Origin of the sequence: Geodermatophilus sabuli (assembly GCF_010686765.1) — a bacterium.
In the GTDB taxonomy this organism is placed as follows: Bacteria; Actinomycetota; Actinomycetes; order Mycobacteriales; family Geodermatophilaceae; genus Geodermatophilus; species Geodermatophilus sabuli_A.
The window spans coordinates 174,602-189,656 of sequence record NZ_JAAGWF010000008.1 but is presented as its reverse complement, the minus strand read 5'-3'; the positions used below and the strand labels follow the sequence as shown (position 1 = coordinate 189,656).

The following is a 15,055-nucleotide window of genomic DNA, read 5'->3' as shown; positions in this document are numbered from 1 at the left end:
CCGGTCGACCGCGGCGCGCGGTGTCGTCCGGGTACGTGCGGGAGGAAGCGGATCAGCCGGGGAACCAGGGCGCACGGACGAGTCGTCCACCGCCGTCGAGCGCCTGACCGAGCGACCGGGCGGTCAGGCCGCGGTCGGCGTACCCGGCCAGCACCGCGGTGACGAGGTGTCCGCGGTCGAGCACCGGCGGCGGCCCGTCACACGCTCCGTCCTCCGGTCCGGCGAATCCGTCGTGGGCCAGGACGATGGAGCCCTTCTGCACGCCGTCCTGCGACCGGGCGACGCGTTGGTCGTCCCGGGCGTCGGTCCAGTCGAGGAGGGTCGGCCCCCAGAGCACGGGGAGCAGATCGGCACGGGCGGCCGCTGCCCAGTTGCGCCCCGTCTGCCGACCATAGGGCGGACGGAACCAGCGCACGGGCCGCCCTACCGCGTCCTCGAGCTCGGCCTTGCCCGCGCGGATCATCCGGGCTGCCTCTGCCGGGGGCAGGGTGGGCAGGGCCCGGTGGTCGACCCCGTGCAGCGCCACCTCGTGGCCGGCCGCCACGACGTCGTCCACGAGGCTGCGGTACCTGCGGACGCGGGTGAGCAGGACGAAGAACGTGGCGCTCGCCCCCGCGGCCGCGAGGGCCGCCAGGATGCGGTCGGTCCCTCCCGGCTCCGGGCCGTCGTCGAAGGTCAGGACCACCTCGGGGCGCTCGGTGCGCAGCTCGACCGCGGAGCCCACCAGCATCCCGGCCGAACGGCGGGCGGCCTGCCCGGCGACCACGGCCGCCGTCCGAGCCGTCGTGCGCGCGGTCACCGGCGTCCTCCTCGTGCCAGCCGCCAGCGGCGGCCGGAGCGGCCGTACTCCTCGAAGACGAGACCGCAGGACCCGCCGATCATCCCGGCGCCGCGGAGCAGCGTCCGCACCCCCCGGGCCTGGTGCTGGTGCGACCGGACGAGCAGCCCCCAGCCGCCGCGCAGGGCGCCGCCGCCGATGCGCAGCAGTCCCCCGGCCAGGCCCGCGACCCGCACCCGCGCCCGCGCGGCCGTACCGGTCGTCATCCGCAGGTCCGTCAGCGCCGCTGCGTTGCCGGAACCCCAGGAGCGGATCAGCACCCACCTCCTGGTCATCCGCTCGGCCGGGACGTGCTCGATCGCGGCGGACTCCTCGCACCAGACCAGGCGCCCGCCCGCGCGGGCCAGGGAGCTGCTGAACAGGCTGTCCTCGCCACCGCCGAGTCCCAGGGCGGCGTCGAAGCGGACTCCGAGGCGGCGGACCTCGGCCAGGTCGACCAGCAGGTTGCCGGTTGCGGCGACATCGATGGCGGTACCGGTCGGCAGGCTCCGGGCGTCGAAGAACCCACCCGCACGGATCCACGGGTCGAGCTCCCCGGCGTGCTCGGCGTGGACGGGGCCGGCCACGGCCGTCGCCCCGGTCCGCGCCCACGTGCTCAGCAGGTGCGCCAACCATCCCGGCGCAGGCCGCTCGTCGTCGTCGATGAAGGCGAGCAGGCGTGCGTCGGCGGCCTCGTCCATGGCCCGGTTGCGCACTGCGGCGATGCCCGGCGTGGACTCGACGACGTAGCGGACGCCGGAGCCGGCGCTCGGCGTCACGACCTGCGCCGCGCCGCCCGGTGGGTCGTTGTCGACCACGAGGACCTCCACGACCCAGCGGCCACCGGACGCGGTGGCCACCTCCTGCGCCTGCTGGAGCAGCAGCGGCAGCAGTGCCTCGAGCCGGTCGTTGCGACGGAAGGTCGGAACGGCGATCGTGACCCGCACGGCGGATTTCCCAGCAGGGGGCGGGGGCACGCGGACACCGGTCGACCCGTTCACTGCGGTCATGCCGGCATCTCCTCGCTCCGGCCGAGGGCACGGGGCACGGTTCCGCCCGGCGTCCGGGAGACGGCGCGCCGGGGCCCCTCGACCACCTCCACCACGCGCGCCTGGTACCGGCGCGGGGAGTGCCGACGGGCCGCGTCGGAGGCATCGGCGACGGCGGCCGCGCGGTACACCGCCCAGTGGGCGATCACCCGCTCGACCGCATCCGCCCACAGCTCCGGGCGGCCCGGGGGGACGACCTGGACAGCGTCGTAGCCGGCAGTCGCCTCCTGCAGGCCGCCCAGGGCGCTGACCAGCGTCGGCCGGGCGGCCAGGACGGCCTCGACCGCGACGAGGCCGAAGGACTCGTCGACGACCGAGGGGACCAGCACCACGTCGGCCTCGGCCATCACGGGCGCGACGTCGGCCCGGAACCCGAGGAAGTCGACTCGATCGGACAGCTCGGACACGGTCGCGCGCAGCTCGGCCTCGAACCAACCGTAGCCCTCGTACACCGAACCCAGGAGTGACAGTCGCGCGTCCACCCCGCGGGCGAGCAGCTCCCGGAGCGTCCCGATGGCCACCTGGGGTCCCTTGCGCGGGGACAGCCGCCCCACGTACAGCAGGCGGACGGGGCCCTGGAGTCTCGCGCGCGGCGGCACCGGGACCACCGGGCCGTGCACCGGGTTGGGCACCACGGTCGTCCGTGCCGCGACCGCGGGGAGCAGGTCGGTGAGGACGTCGCGGGTGAAGCGGCTGTTGGCCAGCACCGCGTCGGCCGCCGTGAGCGATCGGAGCAGCGACCGGCGCAGGACTGCCGGTCCCGGCCACTCGGCCTCGTGCACGTGGCAGACCACGCGCCGGCCGGCGAGCCGTCCGACGACGAGCCAGAACGGCAGGACCGTGGTGTTGACGTAGACGGTCTCGCCACCGGCCTGGCGCAGGAGCCGGAACGCGGGGAGCAGGCCCAGGACGGCGTCGCGGACGAGCGTGGCCATCCCGCTCGGCCGCAGCGCCGCCTTCCGGAGCACGGGCATCCGGACGACGACGACCCGCGCGCCGCGACGCTCGAGCTCGGCGATCAGTGGACCCCGGGAGGGCAGCGCGACCACCACGTCGGACACCCGGCGCAGGGCCTCGACGGACTCGAGCAGCACCCGGTCGGAGCCGTACAACTCGGCTCCCGGGTGGACCACCAGGACCGACGACCGGGTTCCGGGGGGTCGGCGTCCTTCCAGCAGGGCCGGGAGCGCGAGGGCGATCCCGGCCAGCGATCCGGAGACCGCCGCCCACAGCGGCCGCGGTGACCGGAGCAGCTGACGCCGTCCTCCGCGCAGCAGGATCTCCCAGCTGACGACGGGCGTCGCCAGGAGCCAGCGCAGCAGCTGCCGGCGCCGCAGGTGACGTGCCCCGAAGGCCAGCCGGTTGCGGCAGTTGTAGCGGTAGTAGAGCGGGGACTTCGCCCGGCCACGATCGGCCTCGCCGTGCGTCCCGCCCTCGTCGTGCACCGCCACCAGGTCGTCGCGGAGGACCACCGTGCCACCGGCGCCGATCGCCCGGTAGCCGAGGTCGACGTCCTCCCAGTAGAGGAAGTAGCCCTCGTCGAAGCCACCGATCCGCTGCAGCAGGTCGTCGTGGACGACCAGACAGGCACCGCAGAGCCAGTCACCGGGGTGACGGGTGGCCCTTCCGCCGTCGTCCGGCCGGGTGTGGACACGGCCGTCGCGCAGGTCGGTGCGCGCCGCCCGGAAGACGACCTCGCCCGCCGAGTCGACCAGAAGCGGGCTGATCAGGGCCGTCGGCTCCCGCAGGCTGTGCTCCCGCAGCTCCGCCACTACCGAGGAGGTGATCAGCGCGTCCGGGTTGAGGAAGAGGAACGTCCGGCAGCCCAGGTTCCGGGCGGCGCGCACTCCGGCGTTGCAGGCGGCACCGAACCCCCGGTTGTCGGGCATCCCGACGACGTGCCAGCCGTGCGTGGTCCCCAGCTCCTCCACCGCACGCCGGTTCTCGGCGGTCGAGAAGTTGTCGACGACCACGACGCGCACGTCGGGTCCAGGGAGGTCGAGGGTCGCGAGAGTGCGGCGCAGGAGTCCTGCCGGGCCGAACGAGACGACGACGACCCCGATGGGGCCAGCCGGTTCCGCGTCGTCCACGGTCACGGTCGGACCGCCCGCACGCCGTCGAGCACCGGTGCGGTCGGCGCGGGCAGCAGCGCGGAGTCCGGCCACACCCGTGCCGGCCCGGCCGGGGAAGCCGCCACCGCGGCCGAGGTCGGCCGGCGGCGTCCCGAGGGACGACGCCGCGGGAAACGGCGGGCGGCCAGGCGGCCGGCGAGTTCCTCGTACCCGGCGGCGACCTGGTCCCAGTCGTAGCCACCGGCCAGCTCGCGCGCCCGCTGTCCGGCGCGGAGCACGCCCACGGGGTCGGCCTCGGCGGCCGCGAGTTGCCGGGCGACGTCCTGCGGCGTCCGGAAGTAGCGACCGGCGTCGGCGACGACCTCGCGGTTGAAGTCGACGTCGTAGGCCGTGACCGCCGCGCCCGCGCCGATGGCGCGCAGCAGCGAGGGGTTCGTGCCACCCACGGAGTGCCCGTGCAGGTAGGTGGAGCAGTTCGCGTAGAGCTGGTCGAGCAGCTGCTGGTCCCAGACGCCACCGAGGAAGCGCACCCGGTCGTCGGCCAGTGCGTGCACCCGGCGGGTGTACTCGTCGGCGTAGGGTGCCGAGCCGACGACGACCAGCGGCTGGGCCGCCGAGCTCGCCGCGTAGCCCTCGACGACGACGTCGACGTGGTTCTCCGGCTCGAAGCGGGCGACGACGAGGTGGTAGCCGCGCGGCTCGAGACCGAGCTCGCCCAGGCGGTCGGCCCCCGGCTCGATCAGTGGCGCGCCATAGGTGAGCAGCGAGGTGGGCGCGTCGAAGGCGTCGCGGTAGTAGTCGGCGATGCCCTGGGCGTCGGCGATCAGTGCGTCGGACCAGCGGACGGCCAGTGCCTCGGCGGCGCGGTAGTACCGGCGACCGGTGGGCCCCCACTTGGCCCGCTTCCACTCCAGGCCGTCGACGTGCGTGGCGACCGGGATGCGGGCGGCCCGCAGGACCGGCAGCAGCGGCGAGTTGGCGGCGTTGAAGACGAACGCGGCGTCCGTGCGGTGGGCCGTCAGGTGCGCGACCGACAGCGCGGTGTGGCTCAGCGTCTCCAGCGCGCGCGTGCGGGCGGCCGGCAGGTGCACCAGTTCCATGCCGAGGTGCTCGGCCGAGGGCAGCGCGTCGGCGCCCGGGACGGTGCGGCAGTAGACGACGACGCGGTGCCCGCGCTCGACCAGCCGCCGGCCGACCTCCTCGACCGCGGTCTCGAAGCCGCCGTACCGCGCGGGGACACCACGCGTGCCCACCATGGCGATGCGGAGCGCGTCCACCAGGTCCTCCGATCCCTACGGTCCGAACGGGACGGCCCGTGCGCGATGCGCATGGGTCCCGCCGCTCGCTGCGAGCATCGACGCCGAACGGTGCCGAGGGGAGTGCCACGGAGAGTGCTGTCACCCGCACGGAGGAGGGACCCTCCTGCCCCCTCGGCAGGAGGGCCGTCAGTAGGCGCCGGACCGGCTCAGGACGGCGCGCGCGGTCTTGGCCAGGATCAGCAGGTCCATGGCCAGGGACCAGTTCTCGACGTAGCGGAGGTCCAGGCGCACGGCCTCCTCCCAGGGCAGGTCGCTGCGCCCGGAGATCTGCCAGAGCCCGGTGAGGCCGGGCTTGACCAGCAACCGGCGGCTGACCGAGGTGTCGTATCGGGCGACCTCACCGGGCAGCGGTGGTCGCGGCCCGACCAGGGACATCGACCCGCCGAGCACGTTGAACAGCTGGGGCAGTTCGTCCAGCGACAGCCGCCGCAGCAGCCGGCCGACCGGCGTGACACGGGGGTCGACCCGCATCTTGAACAGCAGACCGTCGGAGATGTTGACGTCGCGCAGGGCGTCGACCTGGCGGTCGGCGCCCACGACCATGCTGCGGAACTTGAGCATCGTGAAGACCTGGCCGTTCACCCCCACGCGCTCCTGGCGGTAGAGCACCGGTCCGAGGCTGGTCAGCCGGATGGCCAGGGCGATGCCCAGGAACGCCGGCGCGAGGACGACGAGGGCGAGTGCGGCGACGAGGCGGTCCAGGCCACCCTTGACCACGCGACGCCAGCCCTCGAAGCGCGGCTGCTCGACCGAGAGCAGCGGCAGGCCCTCGAACGGGCGGATGTGCAGGCGGGGTCCGGCGACCTCGATCAGCCCCGGGGCCACGAGGAGCTCGATACCGGTCCCCTCCAGCTGCCACGACAGCTGGCGCAGGTACTGGGCGGCGGTCTCGCTGGCCGAGGTCACCGCGATCGTGTCGGCACCCAGCCGGGCGGCCAGGCTGACGACCTCGTCGAGGCCACCGACGGGGACCGCGGCCGTGCGGGCGACGCGCTCCCGGTCGTCGGGGGTGACGCAGGCGGCGACGACGTCCAGGCCCGCGTAGTGCTCACGCCGCACCCGGCCGACCAGTTCGAGGACGGCGGTGCCCCGGCCGACCACGACCACCCGCTTGGTGCAGTGCCCGCGGGTGCGCAGCGCACGGAGCACGCACCGGGCGGCGTACCGCCCCACCAGCGTGGTGACGGTGAGGGCGGGGACCGCGACGACGACCAGCGCCCGGCTGAGGTCCAGGCCGGTCGCGTAGGAGACGAAGCCGGCGACCGCCAGCAGCGAGAAGCCGGCCGCGCCCACGGCGCGGAACTCGTCGCTACCGGTGCCGAAGACCCGCTCGGAGTGGGCGCCGGTGGCCTGCAGCAGGACCGGCCACACGGCCACCAGCGACACCGCGGCCCAGAATAGGGGTGACGACGTGGAGAACCCGTCGGGGCGCGTGACGAGGACCGCCGCCCCCGCGATGGCTGCGGCGAGGGCCTCGAAGACGGTGAGCGCCAGGGAGTAGCGGCCGGCCCAGCGTGGCGTCCCGGCGCGCGCCCGAGCCCGGGCGGCGGCCTCGACCGTCGCCGTCGCCGGCGCATGCACCGCCGTACCGAGCCCTACCCTTGAGTGATCGAGCAGCACGGTTCCCCCCGGACACGCGTGACAACCTGTAGCGGGGCCCACACCAGCGGGGGACGAACAGCTCGATGACCAGCCATTCTCCCGAGCGCAGGCGCCCGACGTCGGGAGAACCATCACCCAGCGTCACATCGAGGTCAATGCGGAGAGTGATCGTTCACCCGAACGGGAGTCTCGGCGGGGGCGTGCGACCGGTCAGCTGCGCGGGTGGACGACGTTCTGCGCCGCCTCGAGGCCCGCGCTCAGCAGCTCCTCGAGGGCGTCGGCCGCCTCGGCGACGAGCAGGTCGAGTTCCTTGCGCTCGGTGGCCGAGAAGTCCTTGAGGACGAAGTCGGCGGGGTCCTGCCGCCCGGGCGGCCGGCCGATGCCGACCCGCACGCGGAGGTAGTCGCGCGTCCCGGTGGAGCGCGAGATGGACCTCAGGCCGTTGTGCCCGCCCTCCCCACCGCCGCGCTTGAGCCGCACGGCGGAGAAGGGGATGTCGAGCTCGTCGTGCAGCACGACGAGGTCGGTGACCGGGATGGAGTGGTAGTCGAGCAGTCCGCGCACAGGGCCGCCGGACTCGTTCATGTAGCTGGTGGGGCGGGCCAGCACGACCCGGCGTCCGGCCAGCCGGCCCTCACCGATGAGCGTGCGGGCCCGCTTGCCCTTCCCGGGCGAGAGCCGGATGCCGGCCCGGGCGGCGAGCTCGTCGAGGACCATCGCGCCGACGTTGTGCCGGTTCCCGGCGTACGAGGGGCCGGGGTTGCCCAGCCCGACCACGAGGAAGGGCCCCTCGGACACGGCCGCAGGGGCGCCGGCATCGCCGGCGCCCCTGCGGGTCGTGCTCTCGGTCAGCGGGATCAGCCCTTCTCGGCCGACTCCATCGACTCGCCGCTGCCCTGGTCCTGCGGCTCGCCCACGATGTCGCCCTCGCCGGTGCCCTCCTGGGCGGCGTCGGACTCCTCGCGCTCGATGCCGGCCTCGGCCTCGGCCTCGGCGAGCTCGGCCTCGAGGGCCTCGGCGGTGGGCGCACCCAGGAAGCCGATGACCAGCGCCTCGGGGTCGGTGACCAGCGTGGCGCCGCGCGGCAGCACCAGGTCGCCGGCGGTGATGCCCTGACCGGCGGTCCGGCCGGTCACGTCGACCTCGATGGTGTCGGGCAGGTTGGTGGCGTCGGCCTCGATGGCGACGGTGTTGAGCTGGTGGTTCGGGATGGCGTCCACCCCGGGCTCGCCCACGATGACGATCGGCACGTCGACGGTGGTCTTCTCGCCGCGGCGCACCAGCAGCAGGTCGACGTGCTCGTGGGTACGGGTCAGCGGGTCGCGCTGCACGGCCTTGGTCAGGGCGAGCTGCTCGGTGCCGTCGAGGACGACGGTCAGCAGCACGTTGCCGCCGCCGTTGCGCAGCGCCGCGGCGAACTCGCGGGCCGGCAGCGACAGGTGGACGACGTCCTGGCCGTGCCCGTAGAGGACGGCGGGGATGCGGCCGGCCCGGCGGGTGCGGCGGGCGCTGCCCTTGCCGAACTCGGTGCGGGACTCGGCGACGAGGCGGAAGTCAGCCACGGTGGTGTGCTCCTCGGGAGGTGGATCAGGGTCTGCAGCCGGCACACGGCGCGGCACACCTCGGAGGGCTCGACCCACTCAGGAGCGCGCACGTCGATCACGGAGTACGGGCGAACCGTCTCCCTCGCCGGGCAACCTGCTCAGGCTACCCGACGGGCGCTCCCCGACCGCCACGGCCCCGTCCGGAGGCTCGCCCCGAGCCCGCGGGCCGCGAGGAGGACGGGGTCCTTCGTCAGCTCGCGCCGTCGAAGAGGCTCGTGACCGAGCCGTCCTCGAAGACCTCCTTGATCGCCCGGCCGAGGAGGGGTGCGATGGAGAGGACGGTGAGCTTGTCGAAGTGCCGCTCGGGCAGGATGGGCAGCGTGTTGGTCACGATGACCTCGCTGACCTTGCTGTTCTTCAGCCGGTCGACGGCGGGGCCGGACAGCACGCCGTGGGTGGCGGTGACGATGACGTCCGCGGCGCCGGCGTCGAACAGGGTCTCGGCGGCCTTCACGATCGTGCCGCCGGTGTCGATCATGTCGTCGACCAGGATGCAGACCCGGCCCTCGACCTCACCGACGACGCGGTTGGCCTTGACCTCGTTGGGCCGCATCGGGTCGCGGGTCTTGTGGATGAAGGCCAGCGGGACGCCGCCGAGCTTGTCGGTCCACCGCTCGGCGACCCGGACCCGGCCGGAGTCCGGGGAGACCACGGTGATGTCGCGCTCGCCCCAGCGCGCGCAGACGTGCTTCACCAGCAGGTCGAGTGCGAACAGGTGGTCGACCGGGCCGTCGAAGAACCCCTGGATCTGGGCGGTGTGCAGGTCGACGGTCATCAGCCGGTCGGCGCCGGCGGTCTTGAACATGTCGGCGACCAGCCGGGCGGAGATCGGCTCCCGGCCGCGGTGCTTCTTGTCCTGGCGGGCGTAGGGGAAGAACGGCGCGACGACGGTGATCCGCTTGGCCGAGGCGCGCTTGAGCGCGTCGACCATGATCAGCTGCTCCATGAGCCAGGTGTTGATCGGTGCCGTGTGGCTCTGCACCACGAAGGCGTCGCAGCCGCGGACGGACTCCTCGAAGCGGACGAACAGCTCACCGTTGGCGAACTCGTAGGACGCGGTGGGCGTCGGCGTCACGCCGAGGTGCCCGGCGATCTCGTCGGTCAGCTCCGGGTAGGCCCGGCCGGAGAAGAGCATCAGGCTCTTGCTGGTGGTCTGCCGGATGGCGCTCATCGGCCCTCTGATCCCTGGTGTTCGGTCCTCGCCGGCCGCCGGTCTACTCGGACGCCGTCGTCCGAGTGTCGGCCCCTGCCTCGGCCCCTGCATGCCCGGCGGCCTCGGCGGCCCGTGCTGCGGCCGACCCGGGACGCCGCCGGAGCACCCAGCCTGCCACATTGCGCTGGCGTGCCCGCGCCACGCCCATCGCCCCCGGGGGGACGTCGGTGGTGATCACCGAGCCGGCGGCGGTGTAGGCGCCGTCTCCCACCGTGACCGGTGCCACGAGCATGGTGTCGGAGCCGATCCGCACGTGGTCGCCGATCGTGGTGTGGTGCTTGGCCACGCCGTCGTAGTTGACGAAGACGGTGGCCGCCCCGATGTTCGCGCTCTCCCCGATGGTCGCGTCGCCCACGTAGGACAGGTGGGGCAGCTTCGAGCCCTCACCCACCTGGACGTTCTTGGTCTCGACGAAGGCGCCGACCTTGGTGCCGCGGGCCAGCCTGGTGCCCGGCCGCAGGTAGCTGAACGGGCCGACCGTGGCCGCCGGGCCGACGCTCGCGCCGAGCACGTGCGACCGCACGACCGATGCCCCCTCTCCGACCTCGGTGTCGACGAGCGTGCTGTCGGGGCCCACGACGGCACCGGACGCGACCGTCGTCGCGCCCTTGAGCTGCGTCCCCGGCTCGAGCACCGCGTCGGCGGCGACGGTCACCGTGACGTCGACCCAGGTGGTGGCCGGGTCGACGACCGTGACACCGGCGCGCATGAGCTCGCCGAGGACCCGGTCGTTGAGCGTCCGACGGCGGGCCGCCAGCTCCGCGCGGTCGTTGCAGCCGAGCACGTCCTCCGGGTCGTCCGCCAGGACGGCGGCCGTGGGGGCGCCACCGGAGACCAGCGGCGCGAGCGCGTCGGTCAGGTACTGCTCGCCCTGTGCGTTGGACGTCCCGATGCCGGCCAGGACCCGGCGCAGGGTGGCGGCGTTCGCGACGTAGACGCCGGCGTTCACCTCGCGGATCGCGCGCTGCTCGTCCGTCGCGTCCCGTTCCTCCACGATCGCCTGCGGCGCACCGCGGTCGTCACGGACGATCCGGCCCAGGCCGGTCGGGTCGTCGACCTCCGCGGTCAGGACGGTGAAGACGCTGCCGGCGGCGGCGTGCGCGGCGACGAGGGTCTCGAGGGTCCGGCTGGTCAGCAGGGGGGAGTCGCCGTTGACCACGAGGACCGCGCCCTCGACGTCGGGCACCGCGGCGAGCGCGACCTCCGCCGCGTGCCCCGAGCCGAGCTGCTGCTCCTGCACGACCGCCAGCGCCCCGGGGGCGACGCTCGCGAGGTGCGCCTCGACCTGGTCCCGGCCGGAGCCGACGACGACGACGGTCGTGGCCGCGCCCAGCGGTTCCGTGGCGGCCAGGACGTGACCCAGCAGGCTGCGCCCGCCGAGCGTGTGCAGCACCTTGGGCGTCGCCGACCTCATGCGGGTGCCCTGCCCGGCGGCGAGGACGACGACGGCGGCGACCGCCGGGGACGGGGTGGCGGACGGCTCCTGCGCGGTCACAGATCTCCTCAGACGGGCGGCACTCATCGAGCTGGGGGACTCGGACTCGAACCGAGACTGCACGGCTCCAAAGGCCGGCGGGCTGCCGATTACCCCATCCCCCACCCGTGGCGCGGTTGCGGCCAGCCACGGGGGTGCCGCGGCGGGGCACCCGGGGCGAGCCTAGGGCCGCCGGCTGGGTGGGGCACCCACCGGGCGCGGAGCCCAGGTCGCCGGGGTCCCTACGCTGCCGTAGGTTACGGGCACGTAGCCACGGCGCCGGAGGGTCCTCGACCCCGCGCGAGGCCCCGACACCGCCCAGGAGTCCCGTTTGTCCGCTCCCGCTCTCACCCGGCCCACGGCTCCCCCTGTGGCGGACCCGCACGCCGGACTGCCCGCCAACGCCATCGGCCGGCACAAGAGCTCGCTCGAGATCATCACGCTGTCGGTGATCGTCGCGGTGCCGTTCCTGGCCCTGATCGCCGTCGTCCCTGCCGTGTGGGGCTGGGGCATGTCGTGGCTCGACGTCGGGCTGGCCGTGGGCTTCTACTACCTGGCCCTCCTCGGCGTGACGGTCGGCTTCCACCGGCACTTCACGCACGGCTCGTTCAAGGCGAACCGGCCGCTGCGGCTGGCGCTGGCGGCCGCGGGGTCGATGGCCATCCAGGGGCCGGTCATCCAGTGGGTGGCCGACCACCGCCGCCACCACGCCTTCTCCGACCGCGCGGGCGACCCGCACTCCCCGTGGCGCTACGGCACCGACCTGCGGTCGCTGCTCAAGGGCATGTTCCACGCCCATCTGGGCTGGCTGTTCGACCGACGCAAGACCAACCAGGAGCGCTACGCGCCGGACCTGCTCAAGGACGGCGCGCTCGTCACCACCAGCCGGCTCTTCGTGGTGTGGGCCTTCGTGAGCCTGGCCGCGCCCGCGCTGATCGGCGGCCTGGTGACCGGCTCCTGGGCCGGCGCGTGGTCGGCGTTCTTCTGGGCCGGGCTGGTCCGCGTCGCCCTGCTGCACCACGTGACGTGGTCGATCAACTCGGTCTGCCACGTCGTCGGCAACCGGCCGTTCGTCTCCCCCGGCCGCGACCGCGCGACGAACTTCTGGCCGCTGGCGATCCTCAGCGGCGGCGAGTCCTGGCACAACCTGCACCACGCCGACCCCACGTGCGCGCGCCACGGCGTCCTGCGCGGCCAGGTCGACATCAGCGCCCGGGTGATCTGGGCGTTCGAGCGGCTCGGGTGGGCCCACAGCGTCAAGTGGCCCGACCGCGTGCGGCTCGCCGCCAAGCGGCGCGCCCCGGCGACGGTCGCGAGCTGAGCAAGGACCCCCTCCTCCCCACCCCTCGCACGCTCGGGGCGGTGCCCGGGAGGGGACCACGGGGGATGGACGGCGCGACCGGCAGTGCGGCGCGGCCCCGGGTGCGGATGACCGGCGCCCAGCGCCGCGAGCAACTGCTCGACATCGGCCGCGAGCTGTTCGCCCAGCGCGGCTACGAGGCCACCTCGATCGAGGAGCTGGCCGCCCGCGCCGGCGTCAGCAAGCCGGTCGTCTACGAGCACTTCGGCGGCAAGGAGGGCCTCTACGCCGTCGTCGTCGACCGGGAGATGCAGCGACTGCTCGACCGGTTCACGTCGGCGCTGTCGGCCGGCGGCCGGCCCCGCGAGCTGCTCGAGCGGGCCGCGCTGGTGCTGCTCGACTACATCGAGGACGACACTGAGGGCTTCCGGGTGCTCTCCCGCGACTCCCCCGTCGCCAGCTCCTCCAGCACGTACTCCTCGCTGCTCGGCGAGGTGGCGCGCAAGGTCGAGCACATCCTGGCCTCCCAGTTCGACGAGCGCGGCTACGACCCGCAGCTGGCCGAGCTCTACAGCCAGGCCCTGGTGGGCATGGTGGCGCTGGTCGGTCAGCGGTGGCTGGAGACGCGCACCCCGGGCAAGCGGGAGGTGGCCGCGCACCTGGTCAACCTCGCCTACAACGGCCTGGCCCGGCTGGACCCGGCACCAGGGCTGGTCGCGGCCCCGCTCGCGCCGCCCGCCCCGTGATCCCGGCCCTCCTGCAGGGGCCCGCCGCGAGCTTGCGAGCTGTGGGGGGCAGGAGGGTCCTCTGTCAGCCGACGAGCCGCGCGCCCGGCACCGGTCCGTACACGGCCCGGACCGTGCGGTAGACGCCCTCACCCGCCAGCACCGCCGCCAGCCGGACGGCGTCCTCCTCGTCCTCCGCGAGCGCGGCGACGGTCGGGCCCGACCCGCTGACCAGCGACGCCTGCGCACCGGCGTCCGTGGCGGCGCGCAGCGCCCGGCGCAGGGCGGGGCGCAGCGACACCGCCGGCGCCTGCAGGTCGTTGGCCAGCGCGGCCGCGAGCGCCGGGACGGGCCCGCTGCGCAGGGCGGCGATGACCGGCTCCGGTGAGTCCAGGTCGCTGCCGTCGGGCAGCCGGCCGGCGGCCCGCAGCCGGTCCAGCTCGGCGTAGACGGCCGGCGTCGACAACCCCTCCCCGGCGATGCCGAGCACCCAGTCCCACCGCCGCCGGGCCAGCACCGGGGAGAGCTGCTCCCCCCGGCCGGAGCCGAGGGCGACCCCGCCCTGCAGGCTGAACGGGACGTCGCTGCCGAGCTGCGCGGCCAGCGCGGCCAGCTCACCGCGGGTGGCGTGAGTGCCCCACAGCGCGTCCAGCGCGACCAGCGCCGCGGCGGCGTCGGCGCTGCCACCCGCCAGCCCCGCGGCGGCGGGGATCGACTTGTCGACGGCGATCGTGGCGTCGGCGGGCACCCCGGCCCGCTCGGCGAGGAGCTCGGCCGCCCGCCACACCAGGTTCCGCCGGTCGGTGGGGACGGCGTCGGCCCCGGCGCCTGCGGCCCCCTCGCCGGTCAGGGTGAGGGCCAGGCCGTCGCCGGGCCGGACGGTCACCGTGTCGAACAGCGAGACGGCGAGGTAGACGGTGCGCAGCTCGTGGAAGCCGTCGGCGCGCAACGGGCCGACGGCCAGGTGCACGTTCACCTTGGCCGGCGCGCGGGCGACCACGGCGCCGTCCCCGGCCAGGCGGCCCGGCCCGCCGGGGGACGACCAGCTCATCCCCCGTCCCCGGTGGCGGCCAGGCGGGCGAAGTCGGTGACCGACAGCTGCTCGCCGCGGGTGGCCGGGTCGATGCCGGCGGCGCGCAGCCGGGCCTCGGCGTCCGCGGTGCTGCCGGCCCAGCGGGCCAGCGCGGCCCGCAGCCCCTTGCGGCGCGTGGCGAAGGCGGCGTCGACGACGGCGAAGGTGGCGGCGCGGTCACCGGGCGGTGGTGGCCGGCGGACCAGCGAGACGAGCCCGGAGTCGACGTTGGGCTCCGGCCAGAAGACGCGGCGCCCGACGCTGCCCGCGCGGCGCACCTCGCCGTACCAGGCGGCCTTCACCGACGGGATGCCGTAGGCCGCGGTCCCGGGCCCGGCGGCCAGCCGCTCGGCGACCTCGGCCTGGACGAGCACGAGGGCCCGGCGCAGCGTCGGGACCAGCTCCAGCAGGTGCAGCAGGACGGGCACGGCGACGTTGTACGGCAGGTTGGCGACCAGGGCCGTCGGCGGCGGCCCCGGCAGCTCGGTGAGGCGCAGGGCGTCGGCCTCGACCACGGTCAGCCGGCCGGCCAGCGCCGGAGCCCGCTCCTCCACCGTGCGCGGCAGGAGCGCGGCCAGGCGCGGGTCGATCTCGACGGCGGTCACGTGCGCGGCCGCCGGGAGGAGCCCCAGGGTCAGCGACCCGAGACCGGGCCCGACCTCGAGGACGACGTCGTCCGGGGTGGTCCCGGCGGTCCGCACGATCCGCCGGATGGTGTTCGCGTCGTGCAGGAAGTTCTGCCCGAGGGACTTCGTCGGACGCAGATCGAGCTGCTGGGCCAGGTCGCGGATCGCGGCCGGGCCCAGCA

Annotated in this window: 13 protein-coding genes and 1 tRNA gene; 2 read left to right on the top strand and 12 right to left on the bottom strand. The window is 74.8% G+C overall.

What is annotated here, in order from left to right; all coding sequences use genetic code 11:
- Positions 1-52: 52 nt before the first annotated feature.
- The 10 genes from GCU56_RS07770 to GCU56_RS07725 form a co-directional block, all read right to left on the bottom strand.
- On the bottom strand, positions 53-799 hold the full coding sequence (locus GCU56_RS07770) for a polysaccharide deacetylase family protein (protein ID WP_204331649.1): 747 nt from the start codon (positions 797-799) through the stop codon (positions 53-55).
- On the bottom strand, positions 796-1,827 hold the full coding sequence (locus GCU56_RS07765; RefSeq protein WP_163480943.1) for a glycosyltransferase: 1,032 nt from the start codon (positions 1,825-1,827) through the stop codon (positions 796-798). The genes GCU56_RS07770 and GCU56_RS07765 overlap by 4 nt, the downstream gene beginning before the upstream one ends.
- Positions 1,824-3,962 (bottom strand): glycosyltransferase, encoded by a 2,139-nt coding sequence (locus GCU56_RS25075; protein ID WP_163480942.1) that lies wholly within the window; start codon positions 3,960-3,962, stop codon positions 1,824-1,826. Before GCU56_RS25075 ends, GCU56_RS07765 begins: the two co-directional genes overlap by 4 nt.
- Entirely contained in the window at positions 3,959-5,215 is a 1,257-nt protein-coding gene (locus GCU56_RS07755) for a DUF1972 domain-containing protein (RefSeq protein ID WP_345771714.1), read from the bottom strand. The genes GCU56_RS25075 and GCU56_RS07755 overlap by 4 nt, the downstream gene beginning before the upstream one ends.
- A 168-nt stretch (positions 5,216-5,383) precedes the next feature.
- Positions 5,384-6,838, bottom strand: a complete 1,455-nt coding sequence (locus GCU56_RS07750) for a sugar transferase (protein WP_345771713.1) — start codon at positions 6,836-6,838, stop codon at positions 5,384-5,386.
- 231 nt (positions 6,839-7,069) lie between these two features.
- Positions 7,070-7,657, bottom strand: a complete 588-nt coding sequence (gene pth, locus GCU56_RS07745) for an aminoacyl-tRNA hydrolase (RefSeq protein ID WP_163480941.1) — start codon at positions 7,655-7,657, stop codon at positions 7,070-7,072.
- A gap of 59 nt (positions 7,658-7,716) precedes the next feature.
- Positions 7,717-8,421 (bottom strand): 50S ribosomal protein L25/general stress protein Ctc, encoded by a 705-nt coding sequence (locus GCU56_RS07740; RefSeq protein ID WP_163480940.1) that lies wholly within the window; start codon positions 8,419-8,421, stop codon positions 7,717-7,719.
- Positions 8,422-8,653: 232 nt separating this feature from the next.
- Positions 8,654-9,634 (bottom strand): ribose-phosphate diphosphokinase, encoded by a 981-nt coding sequence (locus GCU56_RS07735; RefSeq protein WP_163480939.1) that lies wholly within the window; start codon positions 9,632-9,634, stop codon positions 8,654-8,656.
- A 43-nt stretch (positions 9,635-9,677) separates the two neighbouring features.
- Positions 9,678-11,171 (bottom strand): bifunctional UDP-N-acetylglucosamine diphosphorylase/glucosamine-1-phosphate N-acetyltransferase GlmU, encoded by a 1,494-nt coding sequence (glmU, locus tag GCU56_RS07730; protein ID WP_345771712.1) that lies wholly within the window; start codon positions 11,169-11,171, stop codon positions 9,678-9,680.
- 31 nt (positions 11,172-11,202) lie between these two features.
- Positions 11,203-11,275: transfer RNA gene (locus tag GCU56_RS07725), tRNA-Gln, on the bottom strand.
- A 245-nt stretch (positions 11,276-11,520) separates the two neighbouring features.
- On the opposite strand from GCU56_RS07725, the gene GCU56_RS07720 reads away from it, so the two are divergent.
- Both GCU56_RS07720 and GCU56_RS07715 read left to right on the top strand, forming a co-directional pair.
- Positions 11,521-12,471 carry an acyl-CoA desaturase gene (locus GCU56_RS07720; protein WP_345771711.1) on the top strand — a complete coding sequence of 317 codons (951 nt, stop codon included), beginning with the start codon at positions 11,521-11,523 and terminating at the stop codon, positions 12,469-12,471.
- A gap of 65 nt (positions 12,472-12,536) precedes the next feature.
- On the top strand, positions 12,537-13,196 hold the full coding sequence (locus GCU56_RS07715; RefSeq protein ID WP_163480936.1) for a TetR/AcrR family transcriptional regulator: 660 nt from the start codon (positions 12,537-12,539) through the stop codon (positions 13,194-13,196).
- A gap of 64 nt (positions 13,197-13,260) precedes the next feature.
- Here the strand turns inward: GCU56_RS07715 and GCU56_RS07710 are convergent, their stop codons facing one another.
- Complete coding sequence (locus tag GCU56_RS07710) at positions 13,261-14,226, bottom strand: 4-(cytidine 5'-diphospho)-2-C-methyl-D-erythritol kinase (RefSeq protein ID WP_163480935.1); 966 nt, start codon at positions 14,224-14,226, stop codon at positions 13,261-13,263.
- The gene (gene rsmA / locus GCU56_RS07705) at positions 14,223-15,029 is read right to left on the bottom strand and encodes a 16S rRNA (adenine(1518)-N(6)/adenine(1519)-N(6))-dimethyltransferase RsmA (protein WP_275585775.1); all 807 of its coding nucleotides are present in this window, start codon (positions 15,027-15,029) and stop codon (positions 14,223-14,225) included. The genes GCU56_RS07710 and rsmA overlap by 4 nt, the downstream gene beginning before the upstream one ends.
- Positions 15,030-15,055: the final 26 nt, after the last annotated feature.

Excerpts from the sequence above, each read along its gene's own strand:
- GCU56_RS07765 (WP_163480943.1), bottom strand. The coding sequence starts at position 1,827 with ATGACCGCAGTGAACGGGTCGACCGGTGTCCGCGTGCCCCCGCCCCCT.
- GCU56_RS07710 (WP_163480935.1), bottom strand. The coding sequence starts at position 14,226 with ATGAGCTGGTCGTCCCCCGGCGGGCCGGGCCGCCTGGCCGGGGACGGC.
- GCU56_RS07735 (WP_163480939.1), bottom strand. The coding sequence starts at position 9,634 with ATGAGCGCCATCCGGCAGACCACCAGCAAGAGCCTGATGCTCTTCTCC.
- GCU56_RS07715 (WP_163480936.1), top strand. The coding sequence starts at position 12,537 with ATGGACGGCGCGACCGGCAGTGCGGCGCGGCCCCGGGTGCGGATGACC.